10 protein-coding genes are annotated in these 17,657 nt (G+C 66.3%); all 10 read left to right on the forward strand.

What is annotated here, in order from left to right; all coding sequences use genetic code 11:
* Positions 1-649: 649 nt before the first annotated feature.
* Positions 650-883, forward strand: a complete 234-nt coding sequence (locus tag JMY28_RS33500; protein WP_328809828.1) for a hypothetical protein — start codon at positions 650-652, stop codon at positions 881-883.
* A gap of 193 nt (positions 884-1,076) precedes the next feature.
* Complete coding sequence (locus JMY28_RS33505; protein WP_201700179.1) at positions 1,077-1,985, forward strand: glutamate/aspartate ABC transporter substrate-binding protein; 909 nt, start codon at positions 1,077-1,079, stop codon at positions 1,983-1,985.
* A gap of 145 nt (positions 1,986-2,130) precedes the next feature.
* Complete coding sequence (locus JMY28_RS33510; protein WP_201700180.1) at positions 2,131-3,372, forward strand: NAD(P)/FAD-dependent oxidoreductase; 1,242 nt, start codon at positions 2,131-2,133, stop codon at positions 3,370-3,372.
* A gap of 105 nt (positions 3,373-3,477) precedes the next feature.
* On the forward strand, positions 3,478-4,713 hold the full coding sequence (locus tag JMY28_RS33515) for an autotransporter strand-loop-strand O-heptosyltransferase (RefSeq protein ID WP_201700181.1): 1,236 nt from the start codon (positions 3,478-3,480) through the stop codon (positions 4,711-4,713).
* Between the two features lie 163 nt (positions 4,714-4,876).
* The gene (gene ugpA / locus JMY28_RS33520; protein ID WP_201700182.1) at positions 4,877-5,758 is read left to right on the forward strand and encodes a sn-glycerol-3-phosphate ABC transporter permease UgpA; all 882 of its coding nucleotides are present in this window, start codon (positions 4,877-4,879) and stop codon (positions 5,756-5,758) included.
* Positions 5,758-6,603 (forward strand): sn-glycerol-3-phosphate ABC transporter permease UgpE, encoded by an 846-nt coding sequence (gene ugpE, locus JMY28_RS33525; RefSeq protein ID WP_201700183.1) that lies wholly within the window; start codon positions 5,758-5,760, stop codon positions 6,601-6,603. The genes ugpA and ugpE overlap by 1 nt, the downstream gene beginning before the upstream one ends.
* A 25-nt stretch (positions 6,604-6,628) precedes the next feature.
* The gene (locus tag JMY28_RS33530; RefSeq protein WP_201700184.1) at positions 6,629-7,720 is read left to right on the forward strand and encodes a sn-glycerol-3-phosphate import ATP-binding protein UgpC; all 1,092 of its coding nucleotides are present in this window, start codon (positions 6,629-6,631) and stop codon (positions 7,718-7,720) included.
* Positions 7,721-7,949: 229 nt separating this feature from the next.
* Positions 7,950-11,534 carry an exodeoxyribonuclease V subunit gamma gene (gene recC, locus JMY28_RS33535; RefSeq protein WP_236597163.1) on the forward strand — a complete coding sequence of 1,195 codons (3,585 nt, stop codon included), beginning with the start codon at positions 7,950-7,952 and terminating at the stop codon, positions 11,532-11,534.
* Positions 11,531-15,367, forward strand: coding sequence for an exodeoxyribonuclease V subunit beta (gene recB, locus JMY28_RS33540; RefSeq protein ID WP_201700185.1), 3,837 nt, complete (start codon positions 11,531-11,533; stop codon positions 15,365-15,367). Before recC ends, recB begins: the two co-directional genes overlap by 4 nt.
* Positions 15,364-17,589 (forward strand): exodeoxyribonuclease V subunit alpha, encoded by a 2,226-nt coding sequence (gene recD, locus JMY28_RS33545; RefSeq protein WP_236597164.1) that lies wholly within the window; start codon positions 15,364-15,366, stop codon positions 17,587-17,589. Before recB ends, recD begins: the two co-directional genes overlap by 4 nt.
* Positions 17,590-17,657: the final 68 nt, after the last annotated feature.

The raw sequence follows: 17,657 nt of genomic DNA on the forward strand, positions 1-17,657 counted from the left end.
TTGAACTCTGCCGTGTACACCTGGTGCGGTACCTTGAACATCTCTGCTTTCCTTCCTTTGGGTCGAGTTTATACGCGACCTGCTGGAAGGCGAAATTTCAAGGGAAGCTCACATTGTGGTGAAAAATGTGGTGATTACGGATGGTGATCTGCTGGTGCCACATTGCGAGTTGTTTCTGCGACATGCCATAGGGCCGTATCCGAAGGGGTACGGAAGCGGTTATGACTGGTGCAAGAGGTATGATGCGTCGAAGGACGGCGACGTTATAAATTCACTGGCATCTAAGGCGTTGTCGAGCCGGGACAGTCCATCTCCGTTCAGCCGCTAAGTGCATTGCGGCCGCATGCTGGAAGCAGGCCACGCCCCCAGCCAGTAACCGCCCGAGTTCATGTCGCGTGGCGAGCAAGTTCGGGGAAACTGCTGATTCGCCCGGACGGCATGCCGGATGCCGTGCTGTCCTCCGTTAGCGTCAGCCTCCTCGCACGTATCTGATCGAGCACGGCGAGAGGTAAGAGAAGCAGGGCGGTTGCAGGTGTTGTCCAGTTTCGAACTGCGATCAACAGGCGCATGATCACGCTCTTCTATCTGCCTAACGACATCCGCGCGGCGAACTGGCTCTCGGAACACGAGAAGGCCATGCATCGCCACAATGCCCGTGTTCTGGACCTGGCCGAGCGCGATTCTCGCGGGCGGCTCGGCGGCCGCCGCCATCGGCATGATCAACTCGATCGGCAATCTCGCGGGCTTTGTGAGCCCTTCGATCATCGGCTGGATGAAGGACGTGACGCAAAGCACGAACGCGGGCATGTACTGCGTTTCGGCGGCCATGGCGCTAGGCGCGGTGCTGGCGCTGCTGCAACCCAGGAAACTCGTCAACGGCTGATTGCGTTGGCCGTGACGATTGCGCAGCATTAAACAAGGAAAGCAGCGGCAATGTCCGCTGCTTTTTTTCATCGTCGGCTTAACATCTCGGGAAAGCCCTGGTATTTCCCACATGTTGCGCGATGGTCGATTGTGGCGACAAATGTAGGTTTTGAGCGCGCAAGACAACAACGAGAGAATAAGAGGACCGACCCATGAACCGACTGAAGCTGCTGTCGCTGGCTTGCTGGCCCATCGTGGCGTGCCTCGCGCTGCTGCAGCCGGCGGCCGCCCAGGTCGCGCAGCCCACACTCGACAAGATTCGCTCGGCGAACATCATCGCCGTTGGGTACCGCGAGGCTTCGATCCCGTTCTCTTACGTGATTGGCGACAACCAGGTGATCGGTTTTTCGCAGGACATCTGCAACAGAGTGATCGACGCAGTCAAGGTCAGGACGAAGCGCCCGGACCTGCAGGTGCGATTCATTCCCGTCACTTCGCAAAACCGCATTCCGCTCGTGCAGAACGGCACCGTAGATCTGGAGTGCGGCGTCACGACGAACCTGAAGGCGCGCCAGGCTCAGGTGAGCTTTTCCAATACGTTCTTCGTTGCGGCCACGCGCCTGCTCACACGCAAGGACTCGGGCATTCACGACTTTCCCGATCTCGTGGGCAAGACGGTGCTCACGAACCAGGGGACGACGTCCGAGCACATCCTGCGACGCATGAACATCGAAAAGCAGATGAACATGCGCATCATCAGCGCGCGCGATTATGGCGAGGGGCGCGCCACGCTCGAGTCGGGCCGGGCAGTGGCCTACATGATGGACGACGTGCTGCTCGCCGGCACGCGCTCGCTCACGGCGAAGCCCACTGAATGGGTGATCGTGGGTACGCCGCAATCGTTGGAGGCGTATGCCTTCATGATGCGCAACGGTGACCCTGAATTCCGCCAACTCGTGAACGCCACGATGGCGGGCCTCATGAAGAGCGGCGAAATCAACGCGATGTACGCGAAGTGGTTCGAAAAGCCGGTGCCGCCCAAAGGTGTGAATTTCGAGTTTCCGATGAGCGAACGACTGCGCGCGCTCTATGCCGCGCCGAACGATCGCGCCTTCGACTAAGCGCGGCGTGCGCGTGCGAACCATGAGATGATCTCGTTCCTGGCGCGGCGGCCGGCGTGGATTGAAGGGTGCATATGAGTCCTGGCCGCCGATGCGCGCGATGAATCAATTAACGGGTAAAGAGCGGGATCAAGCGGGAGCGGACATGCAAGAAGACGGCAGCACAGTGGTGATCGTAGGGGCAGGGCACGCGGGCGGCAACGCCGCGGCGCTGCTGCGGCAATATGGATTCGACGGCCGCGTCGCGCTGGTCGGCGAAGAACCGGTGCCGCCTTATCACCGGCCGCCGCTCAGCAAGGCCTATTTGAAGGGCGAGGCCGACGTCGAACGCCTGTGGCTGAAGCCGCGCGCGTTCTACGACGAGCAGCGCATCGAGCTTACGCTCGGTGCGAGCGCGCAGTCGCTCGACCGCGCGAACCGCACGCTCACGCTCGCCGACGGCAGCCACGTCCAATACGACAAGCTGATTCTCGCCACCGGCTCGACGCCGCGCGCGTTGACGGTGCCGGGCCACGATCTCGCGGGCGTGATCGCGCTGCGCTCGCTCGCGGACGCAGACGTGCTGCGCGAGCGCGTGAAGCCGGGCGAGAAGCTCGTGGTGATCGGCGCCGGCTATATCGGCCTCGAAGCGGCAGCGGCGGCGCGCCAGCTCGGCCACGAGGTCACGGTGCTCGAAGCGGCGCCGCGTGTGCTCGGCCGCGTGACGGGCGAGACCGTTTCCACGTTCTACGCGAACGAGCATCGCGCGCAGGGCGTGTCGCTGCGCCTGAACGCGACGATCGAGGCGCTCGTGGGCGACGGCGGCAAGCTCACCGGCGTGAAGCTGGCCGATGGCGAGATCGTGCCCGCCACGCTCGCGCTCGTCGGCATCGGCATCCTGCCGAACGAGGGGCTCGCGAAAGCGGCGGGCATTACGTGCGCCAATGGCATCCAGGTTGACGACGACGCGCGCACGAGCGACCCCGACGTCTTCGCCATCGGCGATTGCGCTCATCGGCCGCTTGCGCACTATGGCCGCGCCGGGCGCCTGGAAAGCGTGCATAACGCGGTGGAGCAGGCGAAGCTCGCGGCCGCGGCGATCGTCGGCAAACCGCGTCCCGCGTGCGACGCGCCGTGGTTCTGGTCCGATCAGTACGACCTCAAGCTGCAGACGGTGGGCCTGCTCGAGGGCTATGACGAGGTCGTCGTGCGCGGCGACCCCGCCGCGCGCCGCTTCGCGGTGTACTACCTGAAGGAGCGCGTGCTGCTCGCGGTCGACGCCGTCAATTCGATGCCCGATTTTCTGTGCGGCAAGAAGCTCGTGGGCAAGGGCGTGAAGCTCGACCTCGACGCGCTGCGCGATCCGGCCACGGATATGGGCAAATTTGCCGCGGCGGCGCTTGCCTGAGCGGCGAATTCAACGATGAAGTCAGGGGGCGGTGACGTCCCCGTTATTTTCGCGACCGGGATACGCTGCGCGTCGGATCAACACGCCGCGCAGCCCGATCGCCCGATGAATCCCTCCGCTAGCCCCACTCCTCGCGCCCAGCGCGGCCTCCAGTCCACCGCCTTCGCGCAGCCCGGCGCGCCCGCGCTCGCGGGCCCGGAGGGCATCCGTTACGACTTCAATTTCGGTTGCCGCGTGCAGGTGCCGAAAGACGGCTGGCGCGTGCGCATGCACGATCTCGACACGGCCAATGTGCTGTTCGACGAGGCGTTGAACGCGGGCGAGATCGCCACGAGCCGCCGAAAATACTATGTGCGTTTCCTGCTGGAGGTGTTCGACGGTCCGCTCCGCGTTTTTTCGCATGCCTTCGATGCGGCGGGGCGCCGCGTGCGTGTGGAAGTGGGATCGGGCGCGATTGGCGATGCGCTCGCCTGGATGCCGGCGTTCGAGGCCTTCCGCGCGCAGCATGAGTGTGTGCTGACCGTGCGGATGGCGACCTCGCTGCACGCGCTGTTCGAGGCGGGCTATCCCGCCATCGCGTTCACGGCTGCCGCGGGTGCCGAAGACGAAACCGCCGGGCCCGTCTACGCGACTTACCGCGTCGGCGCCTACCGTCCGCTCTCGGACCGCGATCACCAGCCTACCGACCTGCGCGTAAGCAATCTGCAGGACTTCGCTTCGTACATGCTGGGCGTGCCGGCGCTCGAGCGCCGCCCGCGCGTTTCGGTCGCGAACCCTGAGCGTGCGATTGCCGAGCGCTATGTATGTATCGCCACGCAAGCCTCGTCGCAGTGCAAATACTGGAACAATCCGCACGGCTGGCCGGCGCTCGTCGCGCACCTGAAGGCGCGCGGCTACCGGGTGCTGTGTATCGATCGCGACCGCGAATATGGCTCGCCGGGTGAACTGAACGTCATGCCCGAAGGCGCCGAGGATTTCACGGGCGCGCGAGCGTTGACGGAGCGCGCGAGCTTGCTCGCCCATGCCGACTTTTTCGTGGGCCTTGGCAGCGGGCTTTCGTGGCTCGCGTGGGCCGTGGGCGTGCCGGTCGTGCTGATCAGCGGCTTCTCGCACCCAAAGGCGGAATTCCACACGCCGTGGCGTGTGATCAACTTCCACGCCTGTAATAGCTGCTACAACGACACGCGCTACGAGTCCGACGACAGCGACTTCGGCTGGTGCCCGCGCCATGCGGGCGACGCGTTCCGCTACCAGTGCACGAAGGCCATCACGCCGGCCCATGTGATCGGCGTGGTGGACCGGCTCATCGCGACGCTCGGTGCAACACATCGAGACGAATAGAGTCGCGAGCCGCGCTTTGGTCCGCGCATTGATCCGCGCTGTCACGAGTCTCGGCTAGAATGCGAACGCGGCGCCGCCCAGGAAGCGGCTCAATTCGATAAACAAGCCGCGCCAACTGGTGTTCGCGCCCAGCCGAACGCCGCCACTCGAGGAGAGTGACGCAATGGAACAACGCTCCCGCTTTGGGGCGAGCCTGCTGCCGTACCTGCTCGTCGGCCCGCAGCTTGCGGTGACCGTGATCTTTTTCCTGTGGCCGGCCGGTGTAGCGCTCCTGCAGTCCACTCAGGCCCAGGACGCCTTCGGCACGTCGTCCGTGTTCGTCGGCTTCGCCAACTTCACGCGGCTCCTCCACGATCCGCTCTATCTGGCCTCGGTCCAGACCACGCTCGTTTTCACGGCGCTCGTCACGTTCGGGGGCCTCGCCATTTCGCTGCTGCTTGCGGCCATGGCGCACCATGTCACGCGCGGCAAGCGCTTCTATCAAACGTTTCTCATCTGGCCGTATGCGGTCGCGCCCGTCATTGCCGCCGTGCTGTGGGGCTTTCTGTTCAACCCGAGCATCGGCCTCGTGACTTTCGCGCTCGCGCGTTTCGGCGTCACGTGGAATCATGCGCTCAATCCCGGTCAGGCCATGACGCTCGTTGTGGTCGCATCGGTCTGGCAGCAGATCAGCTATAACTTTCTGTTCTTCTACGCGGGCCTGCAGTCGATTCCGCAATCGCTTTTCGAGGCGGCCGCCATCGACGGTGCGGGGCCCGTGCGGCGCTTCTTCGGCATTGCTTTTCCGCTGCTTTCGCCCACGAGCTTCTTTTTGCTCGTGGTGAACGTGGTCTATGCGCTCTTCGACACCTTTCCCGTGATCGACGCCGCAACGGGTGGCGGCCCTGGCCAGGCCACGCGCACGCTCGTCTACAAGATCTTCGACGAAGGCTTTCGCGGCCTCGACATCGGCAGCTCTGGCGCGCAGTCGGTCGTGCTGATGCTGATCGTCACGGCGCTCACGATCTTCCAGTTTCGCTTCATAGAACGACGGGTGCAGTACTGATGGTCGAGAACCGCAAATACTTCAACCTGTTCTGCCATGTCATGTTGCTGCTCGGCGTGGCGGTGGTGGCCTTCCCCGTGTACGTGGCGTTTTGCGCCGCCACGATGAACGAGAAAGAAGTCTTCTCGGTGCCGCTCTCGCTCGTGCCGAGCACGCATCTGTTCGCGAACATGGCCACCGTGTGGAACGTGGGCACGGGCAGCGCCGCGAGCCCGTTCGGCGAAATGCTCATGAACAGCGTCATCACGGCGCTCGTGATCTCGGTGGGCAAGATCGCCATTTCGATCATCTCGGCCTATGCGATCGTGTTTTTCCGCTTCCCGTTCCGGCGTCTCGCGTTCTGGCTGATCTTCGTGACGCTCATGCTGCCCGTGGAAGTGCGCATTTTCCCCACGGTGCAGGTCGCGGCCACGCTGCATCTCACGAATACCTACGCGGGCCTCACGCTGCCGCTCATCGCGTCGGCCACGGCCACGTTCCTGTTCCGCCAGTTCTTCCTCACGCTGCCCAATGAGCTGATCGAGGCTGCACGTATCGACGGCGCGGGGCCGCTGCGTTTCTTCTGGGACGTGGTGTTGCCGCTCTCCAAAACGAATATCGCGTCGCTTTTCGTCATCACGTTCATTTACGGCTGGAACCAGTATCTGTGGCCGATCCTCATGTCGAGCACGGCCTCGATGACGACCGCCGTGGTGGGCATCAAGAGCATGATTTCAAGCGGCGACGCGGCCACGCAATGGCATCTCGTGATGTGCGCGACGATGATCGCCATGCTGCCGCCGCTCGTGGTGGTGCTGGCCATGCAGCGCTGGTTCGTGCGCGGCCTTGTGGACGTGGAGAAATAAGTATGGATGCAATTCGGGAGACGGCATGGCGGCATTGAGCATACGGGGCGTCACGAAGTCGTACGACGGCGCGCAACAGGTGTTGCACGGCATCGACGTGCAGGTGGCGGACGGCGAATTCATGGTGCTCGTCGGCCCGTCGGGCTGCGGGAAGTCCACGCTGCTGCGCATGGTGGCGGGGCTGGAGACCATCACGTCGGGCGAGATCGCCATCGGCGAAAAGGTGGTGAATCGCGTGGAGCCCAAGGATCGCGACATCGCCATGGTGTTCCAGAACTACGCGCTTTATCCGCATATGACGGTCGCGCGCAACATGGGCTACAGCCTCAAATTGCAGGGGCTCGACCGCGCGACGATCGATTCGCGCGTGGCCGCGGCCGCTGAAATCCTGGAGCTGGGCAAGCTGCTGGAGCGCAAGCCGCGCGAGCTTTCGGGCGGGCAGCGCCAGCGCGTGGCGATGGGACGTGCGATCGTGCGCGAGCCTTCGGTGTTCCTGTTCGACGAGCCGCTCTCGAACCTCGACGCGAAGCTGCGCGTGCAGATGCGCCTTGAAATCCAGCGTCTGCATGCGCGCCTGCGTACGACGAGCCTCTATGTCACGCACGACCAGATCGAGGCGATGACGCTCGCGCAGCGCGTAATGGTGCTCAACGGCGGGCGCGCGGAGCAGATCGGCACGCCCAGCGAAGTATACGACCGGCCCGCTTCGATGTTCGTGGCGAGCTTCATCGGCTCACCGGCCATGAACCTGCTGCGCGGGCGCGTGAGCGACGACGGCCGGCGCTTCGAAATCGCGGGCAACGGGCCGCATCTGCCGCTTGGCGATGCGCCGGCCTGGTTGCCGAAGGGCGCGGATTGCGTGCTGGGTGTGCGCCCCGAGCATATGCACGCGCGCGGCGCTAACGAGGCGGTCACGCTCGAAGTCGAGACCTGCGAATTGCTCGGCGCGGACAACCTCGCGCACGGCCGCTGGGGCAGCGCGGATGTGGTCGTGCGCTTGCCGCACGAAACGCGGCCCACGCCCGGCGAGCGGCTGGCGGTGCACTTGCCGCCGGCGCGCCTGCATTTCTTCGATCCGGCTACGGGCAAACGCCTCGGCAACGCCGCGACGGTCTGACCAAACGAGTGCCAAAACCGCGGCCTGCGCGCGAATGCACCGCTCGTCGCGGTCTCGATTGTCGTAAACTGTCGCATCACGCGGGCGCAAAAGCGGCCTGTGCAATTCGTATCGGTAAATACCGGCACCAAACACGAACTGGCGACATGGCCGCAATCCCTTTTCTCCGCTTACTCGCCCAATCTGCCCAACGCGCGCTTAACGTGCGCCACGTGTCGGGGAGCCCCGTTTGAGCGCGCGCGAACTGCCCACGGGGCTGATGCTCGTTCACGGCAATCAGCCCGAGCGCATGCGCGACCTGATCGTGAACTGGATCGGCCAGAACCCGGTCGCGCCGCTCGAGAAGGAAATGTTCCTCGTGCAGAGCAACGGCATCGCGCAGTGGCTCAAGCTCGCGTTCGCCGCCGATCCTGAGGAGGGCGGCTGCGGTATCGCGGCGGCGTTCGAAATGTCGCTGCCGTCGCGCTTCCTGTGGCAGGTGTATCGCGCCGTGCTCGGCAACGACGCGGTGCCCGCGGTCTCGCCGTTCGACAAGTCGCGTCTCGTCTGGCGTCTCATGCGCATGCTGCCGGCGCTGCTCGACGAACCGGGCTACGAGCCGCTGAAGCGCTTCATGGCCAACGACACGGACCAGCGCAAGTGCTTCCAGCTCGCGCAGCGCGTGGCGGACTTGCTCGACCAGTACCAGGTCTATCGCGCGGACTGGCTCGCTGCCTGGGCCGCGAACGAGGACGTGCTGATCGATGCGCGCAACGCGCGCGTGCCATTGCCCGAGGAGGCGCGCTGGCAGGCCGCGCTCTGGCGCGCATTGCTCGCGGACGTGAGCGCGCAGGCGCAAGACGGCATGGGCTTGCGCGACACGGGGCGTGCCGCCGTGCACGAGGCATTCATGGCGCGCGCGCAGTCGTGGCAGGAGGGTGACGCGCGGCCGAAGGGGCTGCCGCGCCGCCTCGTCGTATTCGGCATTTCGAGCCTCGCGCGCCAGTCGGTCGAAGTGCTCGCGGCGCTCGCGCGCTGGAGCCAGGTGCTGATGTGCGTGCACAACCCTTGCATGCACTACTGGGCCGACATCGTCGCCGACCAGGACCTGCTGCGCGCGCGCCACGCGCGCCAGCGCCGCCGCGCGGGCGCGCCGGACCAGCTCGACGAGGGACAGTTGCATCTGCATTCGCAGCCGCTGCTCGCGGCCTGGGGCAAGCAGGGGCGCGATTTCATCGGCCTGCTCGACGAATACGATAGCGACGAAGCGCGCGAGACGTACACGCCGCATTTCACGCGCATTGGCCAGCGTATCGATCTGTTCGACGGCGAAGACGCGCTCACGTTGCTCTCGCAGTTGCAGGACGACATTCGCGATCTGCGGCCGCTTGGCGAGACGCGCGAGCACTGGGAACCCGTCAACGCACAGGACGACGAATCAATTCGCTTTCATGTTGCGCACAGCGCGCAACGCGAAGTGGAGATTCTGCACGATCGCCTGCTTGCCGCGTTCGCGGCGGACCCCACGTTGCGCCCGCGCGACGTGATCGTGATGGTGCCCGACATCGAGGTCTACGCGCCGCATATCCAGGCCGTGTTCGGCCTGCTCGACGGCAACGACCCGCGCAGTATCCCGTTCAGCGTGGCCGACCGCGCGCAGCGCGCGTTCGACCCACTCATCGGCGCGCTGGAAATGCTCCTTTCGCTGCCGTACTCGCGCGTGACGGTGAGCGACGTGCTCGACCTGCTCGAAGTGCCGGCCGTACGCGCGCGCTTTGGCATCGACGTCGAGGACGTGCCTACGTTGCGCAACTGGATCGATGGCGCGAATATCCGCTGGGGTCTGCATGCGGGCCAGCGCGCGAGCCTCGGGCTCCCCCAGGCCAACGAACTGAGCGCGCCCAATAGCTGGGCGTTCGGTTTGCGGCGCATGCTGCTGGGTTACGCAGCAGGCGAGCGCGCGGGCGCATGGCGCGGCATCGAGCCGTACAGCGAAATCGGCGGGCTCGACGCCGCGTTGCTGGGCCCGCTCACGCGCCTCTTGGATGCGCTCGACCACGCATGGCGCACGCTGCGCGAACCGGCCACGGTGGAGGTGTGGTGCGAACGTCTGCGTGCCTTGAAGGCGGCTTTTTTCACGGCCCAGGACGAAGACGCCTACACGCTCGACCGCCTCGACGGCGCGCTCGAAACGTGGCGCGAAGCCTGCGACGAAGCCGCGCTCACGGAGACCTTGCCGCTCGCCATCGTCGCGGAGAACTGGCTCGCGGCGCTCGAAGGCGGCGGCCTCTCGCAGCGCTTCTTCGCGGGCGCGGTGACGTTCGCCACGCTCATGCCGATGCGGGCGATTCCGTTCCGGCGCGTGTGCCTGCTCGGCATGAACGACGGCGACTATCCGCGCAGCCGAACGCCGCTCGACTTCGACCTCATGCGTCGCGACTATCGTCCGGGCGACCGCTCGCGCCGCGAAGACGACCGTTATCTGTTCCTCGAGGCGCTGCTCTCGGCGCGCGACCATTTGCATGTTTCGTGGATCGGGCGCAGCGTGACCGACAACACGCCGCGCCCGCCTTCGGTGCTGGTGGGACAGTTGCGCGATCATCTAAAGGCCGGCTGGCGGCTCGAAGGCGTCGACGCCGCCGATGGGGACGCGCTGCTCGAAGCGTTGACCATCGAGCATCGCTTGCAGCCATTCAGTCCGGACTATTTTCAGCCGCGTTCGGAAGAGGCGACGCTTTACACGTACGCGCACGAGTGGGGCAAGCCCGCTGACGTGCGGCCCGCGGCTGAAGCAAACGCGCAACTCCTCGTGCCGTCCGAACGCGACGAGCCGCTTTCGATTCGCGAGCTCGGCGAATTTTTGCGCGATCCGGTGCGCAGTTTCTTCAGGCAGCGTCTGCGCGTGGCCTTCGAAAGCGAGGACTCAGCGAGCGAAAATCACGAGCCGTTCGAGGTGGACGCGTTGCAGGCGTGGCAGTTGCAAGGCGAATTGATCCGCGCGCAGGTCATGGCGATGGAGCGCGGCGACGACGATCTCGAACCGGCCGCGCTGGCGCGCCTCGAGCGCATGCATCGCAGTGGCGATCTCGCGACCGGTGGCTTTGGCGAGGTGATCGGCGAGGAGTTGCTTGCGCCCATGCCCGAGCTTTTCGCCGGATATCGCAAGGCGCTCGCGCGCTGGCCCGATCCGCTCGAGCATCAATACGAAATTCGTCTCGATGCGACGCTGGAAGGCCGCATCGTTTCGCTCGACGACTGGCTCGACGATTTGCGTGCAGGCCCGGACGGCGCACTCGGCCGCGTGATTCTGGAGCCGGGCACGCTCGTGAAGGACAGCCGCTACCGGAGCGATCGTCTCGTGCCTTATTGGGTCGCGCACGTCGCCGCACAGATCGCGGCCGGGCCGGTGACCACGGTGATCGTGAGCAAGGTGGGTGTGGCCGAGTTCGCGCCGCTCGGTGCGCAGGTTGCACGCGACTATCTGCTCGCATTGCTTGCCGCATGGGACGACGGCGCGCGCCGGCCCTTGCCGCTCGCCGGGAAGACCGCGTTTGCGTGGCTGCGCAAGTTGCCGGACACCTTCGACGGCGCGCGCGCCACGGTGCCGGCCGAAGCGTGGGAAGCCGCGCGCGCGGCTTACGAGGGCAACGGGCGCACGCCCGGTGAGCGCGAGACGAATCCGTATTTGCGCCGAGCCTTCCCCGATTTCGAGGCGTTGGCCGCCCACGACGATTTCATCACGCTCGCCACGACGCTGTTGCTGCCGGTAAGCCGCGCGCCGCTCGCGTCGTCGCGTGCGAAACGAGCCTCGAGCGAGGCGGGAGAAACGGCATGAATCCGCTCGGGACCATGGACGCACAGGTGCTGGAACCGCTGCGCTTCCCGTTGTATGGCAGCCGCCTGATCGAGGCGAGCGCGGGCACGGGCAAGACCTTCACGATTGCCATGTTGTACGTGCGCCTCGTACTGGGTCACGGCGCGCTCAACGCGGCAAGCGGCGAGGCGGATGTCGACGACGAGGCGCGCACGGCAGGCCGCGCGCTCACTCCGCCCGAGATTCTCGTTGTGACGTTTACCGACGCGGCGACGAAGGAACTGCGCGAGCGCATTCGCGCGCGCCTCATCGAAGCGGCCGAATACTTTCGCGTCGACCCGGAGGACGTGCCCGAGCGCGAGCCCGGCGTTGACCTGTTGCACGACCTGCGCGAGGACTACTTGCCGGAGCAGTGGCCTGCGTGTGCGCGACGCCTGCAGCTCGCGGCCGAATGGATGGACGAGGCGGCCGTCTCGACGATCCACGGCTGGTGCAACCGCATGCTGAGCGAGCACGCGTTCGACAGCGACAGCCTCTTTTCGCAGACGCTCGAAACCGACCAGACGGAATTGCGCGCCGAAGTCGTGCGTGACTACTGGCGCACCTTCATGGCGCCCCTCGACGCGGCAAGCGCCGCCGAAGTGAGAACGTGGTTCGCGAGTCCGGACGAATTGCACGACGCGATACGCGGGCTGCTCGCCCACGCCGAACTTCTGCCGGATGCATGCGCCCCCGACGCTGCGCTCGCCCACGCCCGCAAGCGCGCACGCGACGAACTCGACACGCTGAAGGCGCCTTGGCGCGTCTGGATCGACGAGGTCGAGGCGCTGCTGCACGCGGCGCGCGCGGCTAAACAGTTCGACGCCAGAAAGCTGAATACAAAGCATAACGAAACGTGGATCGGCAAGCTGCGCGACTGGGCCAACGATCCCGAATCCGCGCATCCGGGCTTCGACGACAAGGCGGCCGTGTGGACGCGCCTCACGCCCGCCGGCCTCGCCGAAATCTGGGTGAAGGGCGAGCCGCCGGAACATGCCGCCTTCGTGGCGATGGAAACGTTGCGCGAGTCGCTGGCCGCGCCGCCCGAGGCGAAGCAGGACCTGCTGTGCCACGCGGCGCGCTGGGTGGCGCGCCGTTTCGAGGAAGAAGAAGCGCGCCGCTCGCAAATGGGCTTCGACGATCTGCTCACGCGACTGCGCGCGGCACTGCAGCGCGAGAACGGCGCGCGTCTGGCGGAAATCATCCGCAAGCAGTACCCAGTCGCGCTGATCGACGAGTTTCAGGACACGGACCCGGTCCAGTACCAGATCTTCGATGCGGTCTACCGTATCGCCGAACACGACACCGGGACGGCAATCGTCCTGATCGGCGACCCGAAGCAGGCGATCTATGCGTTTCGCGGCGCGGACATCTACACCTACCTGCGCGCGCGCCGTGCTTGCGAAGGGCGGCTCTATACGCTCAAGAAGAACTTCCGTTCCACGCGCGCGATGGTCGAAGCGGTGAACCGCTGTTTCGAGGCAGCGGAAACCCGGCCCGAGGGCAGCGGTGCGTTTTTGTTTCGCAGCCCTGATGGACGCGAGAACGCGTTGCCGTTCGTCGCCGCCGATGCGCATGGCCGGCCGGAGATGCTGGTTGCGGCCGGCGCGGCGCTGCCTGCGCTCAACCTCTATTGGATGCCGCCTGCCGCCGATGGCAAGCCGCTCAGCAAGGGCGCGTATCTCGCGGGCATGGCCGGGAGTTGCGCGACCGAAATGGTGCGCCTGCTCAATCTCGGCCAGGAGCACGCGGCAGGTTTCTCGGGCGAACACGGCATGCGGCCGTTGCAGCCCGCCGACATGGCCGTGCTCGTCAACAACCGCAGCGAGGCGCAGGCGATACGCGAAGCGCTGGCTGCGCGCGGCGTGCGCAGCGTCTATCTCTCGGATCGCGATTCGGTCTACCAGACGACGCAGGCCGAAGAACTGCGCTACTGGCTGGCGGCCTGCGCCGAGCCCGACGACGGCCGCCTCGTGCGCACGGCGCTCGCTACGCCCACGCTCGGGCTCGAATGGGCCGAACTCGACCGGCTCGGGCATGACGAGATCGCGTGGGAGTCGCGCGTGCTGCAGTTCCGCGAGTACCGCGAATGCTGGCGCAAGAAGGGCGTGCTGCCGATGTTGCGCCGTCTCTTCAACGATTTTCATGTGCCGCAGCGCTTGCTTGGCGAAGCGGCTGGCGCCGGGCTGAACGGCGAGCGCGCGCTCACGAACCTGCTGCATCTCGCCGAACTGCTGCAACAGGCGAGCACGCAGCTCGACGGCGAACACGCGTTGATCCGCTATCTCGACGAGCAGCGCGAAGATGAAAGCGCAGGCGGCGGGGGCGACGCGCGCCAGTTGCGTCTGGAGAGCGACGCGGGGCTCGTGCAGGTGGTCACGATTCACAAGTCGAAGGGCCTTGAGTATCCGCTCGTGTTTTTGCCGTTCGCGTGCGCGCACCGCGCTGTCAAGCCCGACGACGTGCCGTTCAAATGGCACGACGACGAAGGCGAATTGCGCATCACGCTCGAGGCTGACGCGCGTGTGCTGCGTCAGGCCGATCGCGAACGCCTTGGCGAAGACCTGCGCAAGCTCTACGTCGCGCTTACGCGCGCGCGTTACGCGACGTGGGTCGGCTATGGACCGGTGCAGGGCGTCGAGGCGAGTGCATTCGGCTATCTGCTGGGCGGCGGCGCTGCCGTTCCCGCTGAGCAGACCGAAGCATTTCTCGACGCGTTGCGCGGACCCTGCACGGACATCGCCGTGGCGCCCGCACCCGTTGCGCGTCGCGACGTGCTCGCGCTGCGCGACACCGGCGCCGTGCGCGGCGAGGCGCGCACGCTTGCCCATCGCGAGCGCGAACGTTGGTGGATCGCGAGCTATTCGAGCCTGAAGACGGTCGAAACGTCGATCGGTTCGGGCGTTCCCGTCGAAGCGGACGATGCGCGCGGCGCACCCGACACGCGCAGCGAAGACGTGTTCCTCGAGCTGCTCGACGCGAGCGTGCCGCCCGAGGACGAAGAGGCATTCGCCAGCGCCGGACAAGCGCTCGTCGCACCCGCGCTCGCGCCGATGCACGGCTTCGAGCGCGGCGCGGACGCGGGCACTTTTTTGCACGAACTGATGGAATGGGCGGCCAACGAAGGCTTCGCCGAAATCGCGCAAGACGAAGCTCGCGTGCGCGACATGGTCGCGCGCCGTTGCAGCGCGCGTGGCTGGTCGCACTGGATCGAAACGCTCACGGCGTGGATGCTCGAACTCGTGCGCACGCCGCTGCGCCTGCCGGATATCGAAGGCGAGAGCGTGCCGAGCGTGGCGTTCGCGGAGTTCGAACCCGGTGCGTATATGGCCGAACTGGAGTTCTGGGTCACGGCACATGCCGTCGATACGCTTGCAATCGACGCGCTCGTCACCGAATTCACGTTGGATGGCGAAGCGCGCCCCGCGCTCGACGCCGCCACGCTCAACGGCATGCTCAAGGGCTTCATGGATCTTGTGTTCGAACACGACGGCCGCTACTACGTGGCCGACTACAAGTCGAACTGGCTCGGTCCTGACGATGCGGCATACACGCCCGCGAAAATGCGCGCGCAGATCCTCCATTCGCGTTACGAGCTGCAATACGTGCTCTATTTGTTCGCGCTGCACCGGCTGCTCAAGGCGCGGTTGCCGGATTACGACTACGACCGCCACGTGGGCGGGGCCGTGTATCTGTTCCTGCGCGGCGCTCGTGCGCAGGGACAAGGGCTGCATTGCGAGCGGCCGCCGCGTGAACTGATCGAACGACTCGACGCGCTCTTCGCGCGTCGCAACGCGCTGGAGGATGTGGCATGACGAGGCGCCGCACGAAAGGGCAGGACGGCTTCACCGGCGATCTGTTCGAGAATCTGGACATGCAGGACGCCGCGCCGCAACCGGGGCCAGGCGCCGCGCGCGAAACGGCGCTGCAAATGCTCGGCGTGCTCGACAACTGGGTGGAGCGCGGTTGGCTGCGCACGCTCGACGCCGCATTTGCGCGCTTTCTGTGGACCGAGGCGCCGCACAGTCCGCCGCTGTTGCTGCTCGCGGCCGCGCTTGCGAGCCATCAGCTCGGGCGCGGTCATGTGTGTCTCGACCTGAAGGCCACGCTGGAAGACCCGGCGTTCGCGCTTTCCCTGCCGCCCGATGGGCCGCAAGTGCTGGCCGCGGTGCCGGCGCAGCCGCCTGCCGAAGTGCTCGCGGGCGTCACGCTCGCGCAATGGCGCGCGGCGCTCGCGGCGCCCGATCTGGTGAGCGAAGAGACAGCGGTCATCGACGTTGCCGAAGGCAACGCGCCGCTCGTGCTCGCGGGCACGCGGCTTTATTTGCGGCGTTACTGGCAATACGAGCAGGACGTGCGCGAGGGAATCGAGCGCCGGCTCACCCGCGCTGCACGGCTCGAAGCCGCGCTGCCGCTCGACATCGCGCGCGCGGCGCTCGATGCGCTGTTCGCGCCGCGCACCGGCGAGATACGAGCCACTCAAGCGCCGCGCGCCGCCGACTGGCAAAAGCTCGCCTGCGCGCTCGCCGCGCGCAGCGCGTTCAGTATCGTCACGGGCGGCCCGGGCACGGGCAAAACGACCACCGTCGTGAGGTTGTTGGCACTCCTGCAGACGCTCGCACTGGGCCGTGCGGGGCCAGGAACGCCTGCCGCGCGGCCTTTGCGCATTCGGCTCGCCGCGCCCACCGGCAAGGCCGCGGCGCGTTTGAACGAATCGATTGCGGGCGCGGTGGAGCGGCTGCCGTTCGACGCGCTGCAGGCACACGTGGACGCCGTGGCGCTGCGCAATGCGGTTCCGACTGTCGTGACCACGCTGCATCGCGTGCTCGGCACGCGGCCCGGCAGCCGGCGGTTCCGGCACGACGCCGCGAACCCTCTGCCTGTGGACGTGCTCGTGATCGACGAGGCCTCGATGGTCGACCTCGAGATGATGGCCGCCGTGCTCGACGCGCTGCCGCACTCCGCGCGGCTCATCCTGCTCGGCGACAAGGATCAGCTCGCGTCGGTCGAAGCTGGAGCGGTGCTGGGCGAACTGTGTGATCGGGCGCGCGAAGGCCACTACACGCAAGCGTCGCGGGCGTGGCTCGAAGCGGCCACAGGCGAGCGCATCGATGCAGCCATGCTCGACACGCACGGCCTGCCGCTCGACCAGGCCATTGCGATGCTGCGCGAGAGCCATCGGTTTGCATCGGAAAGCGGTATCGGCGCGCTGGCCGAACTCGTCAATACTGGCGATGCCGTGGGTGTCGCGAAGATCTGGTCACGCGGTTACGAGGATCTCGCGCGGCTAGTCTGTCCCGCCGACGATGACGGCCCGTTGCGCTCGCTGATTGTCGATGGCCGCGTGGGCGAACAATGCGCCGCGCACGCGCAGCGCCAGGGCTACCGTCACTACCTGGAAACGATGCGAACGACCCGGCCCGAGCCGGGCGCGACCACCGATGCGCTGTCCGGCTGGGCCGCGGGCGTGCTCAAGGCGCACGGCGCGTTTCAACTGCTGTGCGCGCTGCGTCGCGGTCCGTGGGGCGTCGAAGGCCTGAACCGGCGCGTGGCGCGCCTGCTGCACGAAGAAGGGCTCATCGACCCGCGTGGCGACTGGTACGCGGGCCGACCCGTGCTCGTCATGCACAACGACTACGAGCTTGGGCTCATGAACGGCGATATCGGCATCGCGCTGGACCTGCCCGTTGCGGCAGGCGAGCCGCGCGTGTTGCGCGTGGCGTTCCCGGCCGGCGACGGCTCGGGCGGCGTGAAGTGGGTGTCGCCCAGCCGGCTGCAGGGCGTGGAAACCGTGTTCGCGCTCACCGTCCACAAATCGCAGGGCTCGGAGTTCACGCACGCCGCGCTCGTGCTGCCCGATACGTACAGCCCCATTCTCACGCGCGAACTCGTCTACACCGGCATCACGCGCGCGCGTTCGTTCCTGACACTCGCGGTGCCCGAGGGCCGCTCCGTGCTCGATCGCGCGGTGCTCGCCAAGGTGCAGCGCGCAAGCGGCCTCATGGCAGGACTCGCGCGCGACGCGCAGGCCGCGTGAGCGGTTGGCAAAAAAAGTCGAGGGCCGCTTTTGGCGGCCCTCGACTCGTGCTGCGTGTCGCTCGCGTG

The organism is Paraburkholderia hiiakae, from assembly GCF_904848665.1.
Taxonomy (GTDB): Bacteria; Pseudomonadota; Gammaproteobacteria; order Burkholderiales; family Burkholderiaceae; genus Paraburkholderia; species Paraburkholderia hiiakae.

Excerpts from the sequence above, each read along its gene's own strand:
- JMY28_RS33500 (WP_328809828.1), top strand. The coding sequence starts at position 650 with ATGCCCGTGTTCTGGACCTGGCCGAGCGCGATTCTCGCGGGCGGCTCG.
- JMY28_RS33505 (WP_201700179.1), top strand. The coding sequence starts at position 1,077 with ATGAACCGACTGAAGCTGCTGTCGCTGGCTTGCTGGCCCATCGTGGCG.
- JMY28_RS33515 (WP_201700181.1), top strand. The coding sequence starts at position 3,478 with ATGAATCCCTCCGCTAGCCCCACTCCTCGCGCCCAGCGCGGCCTCCAG.
- recD (WP_236597164.1), top strand. The coding sequence starts at position 15,364 with ATGACGAGGCGCCGCACGAAAGGGCAGGACGGCTTCACCGGCGATCTG.
- JMY28_RS33510 (WP_201700180.1), top strand. The coding sequence starts at position 2,131 with ATGCAAGAAGACGGCAGCACAGTGGTGATCGTAGGGGCAGGGCACGCG.
- ugpE (WP_201700183.1), top strand. The coding sequence starts at position 5,758 with ATGGTCGAGAACCGCAAATACTTCAACCTGTTCTGCCATGTCATGTTG.
- JMY28_RS33530 (WP_201700184.1), top strand. The coding sequence starts at position 6,629 with ATGGCGGCATTGAGCATACGGGGCGTCACGAAGTCGTACGACGGCGCG.
- ugpA (WP_201700182.1), top strand. The coding sequence starts at position 4,877 with ATGGAACAACGCTCCCGCTTTGGGGCGAGCCTGCTGCCGTACCTGCTC.
- recB (WP_201700185.1), top strand. The coding sequence starts at position 11,531 with ATGAATCCGCTCGGGACCATGGACGCACAGGTGCTGGAACCGCTGCGC.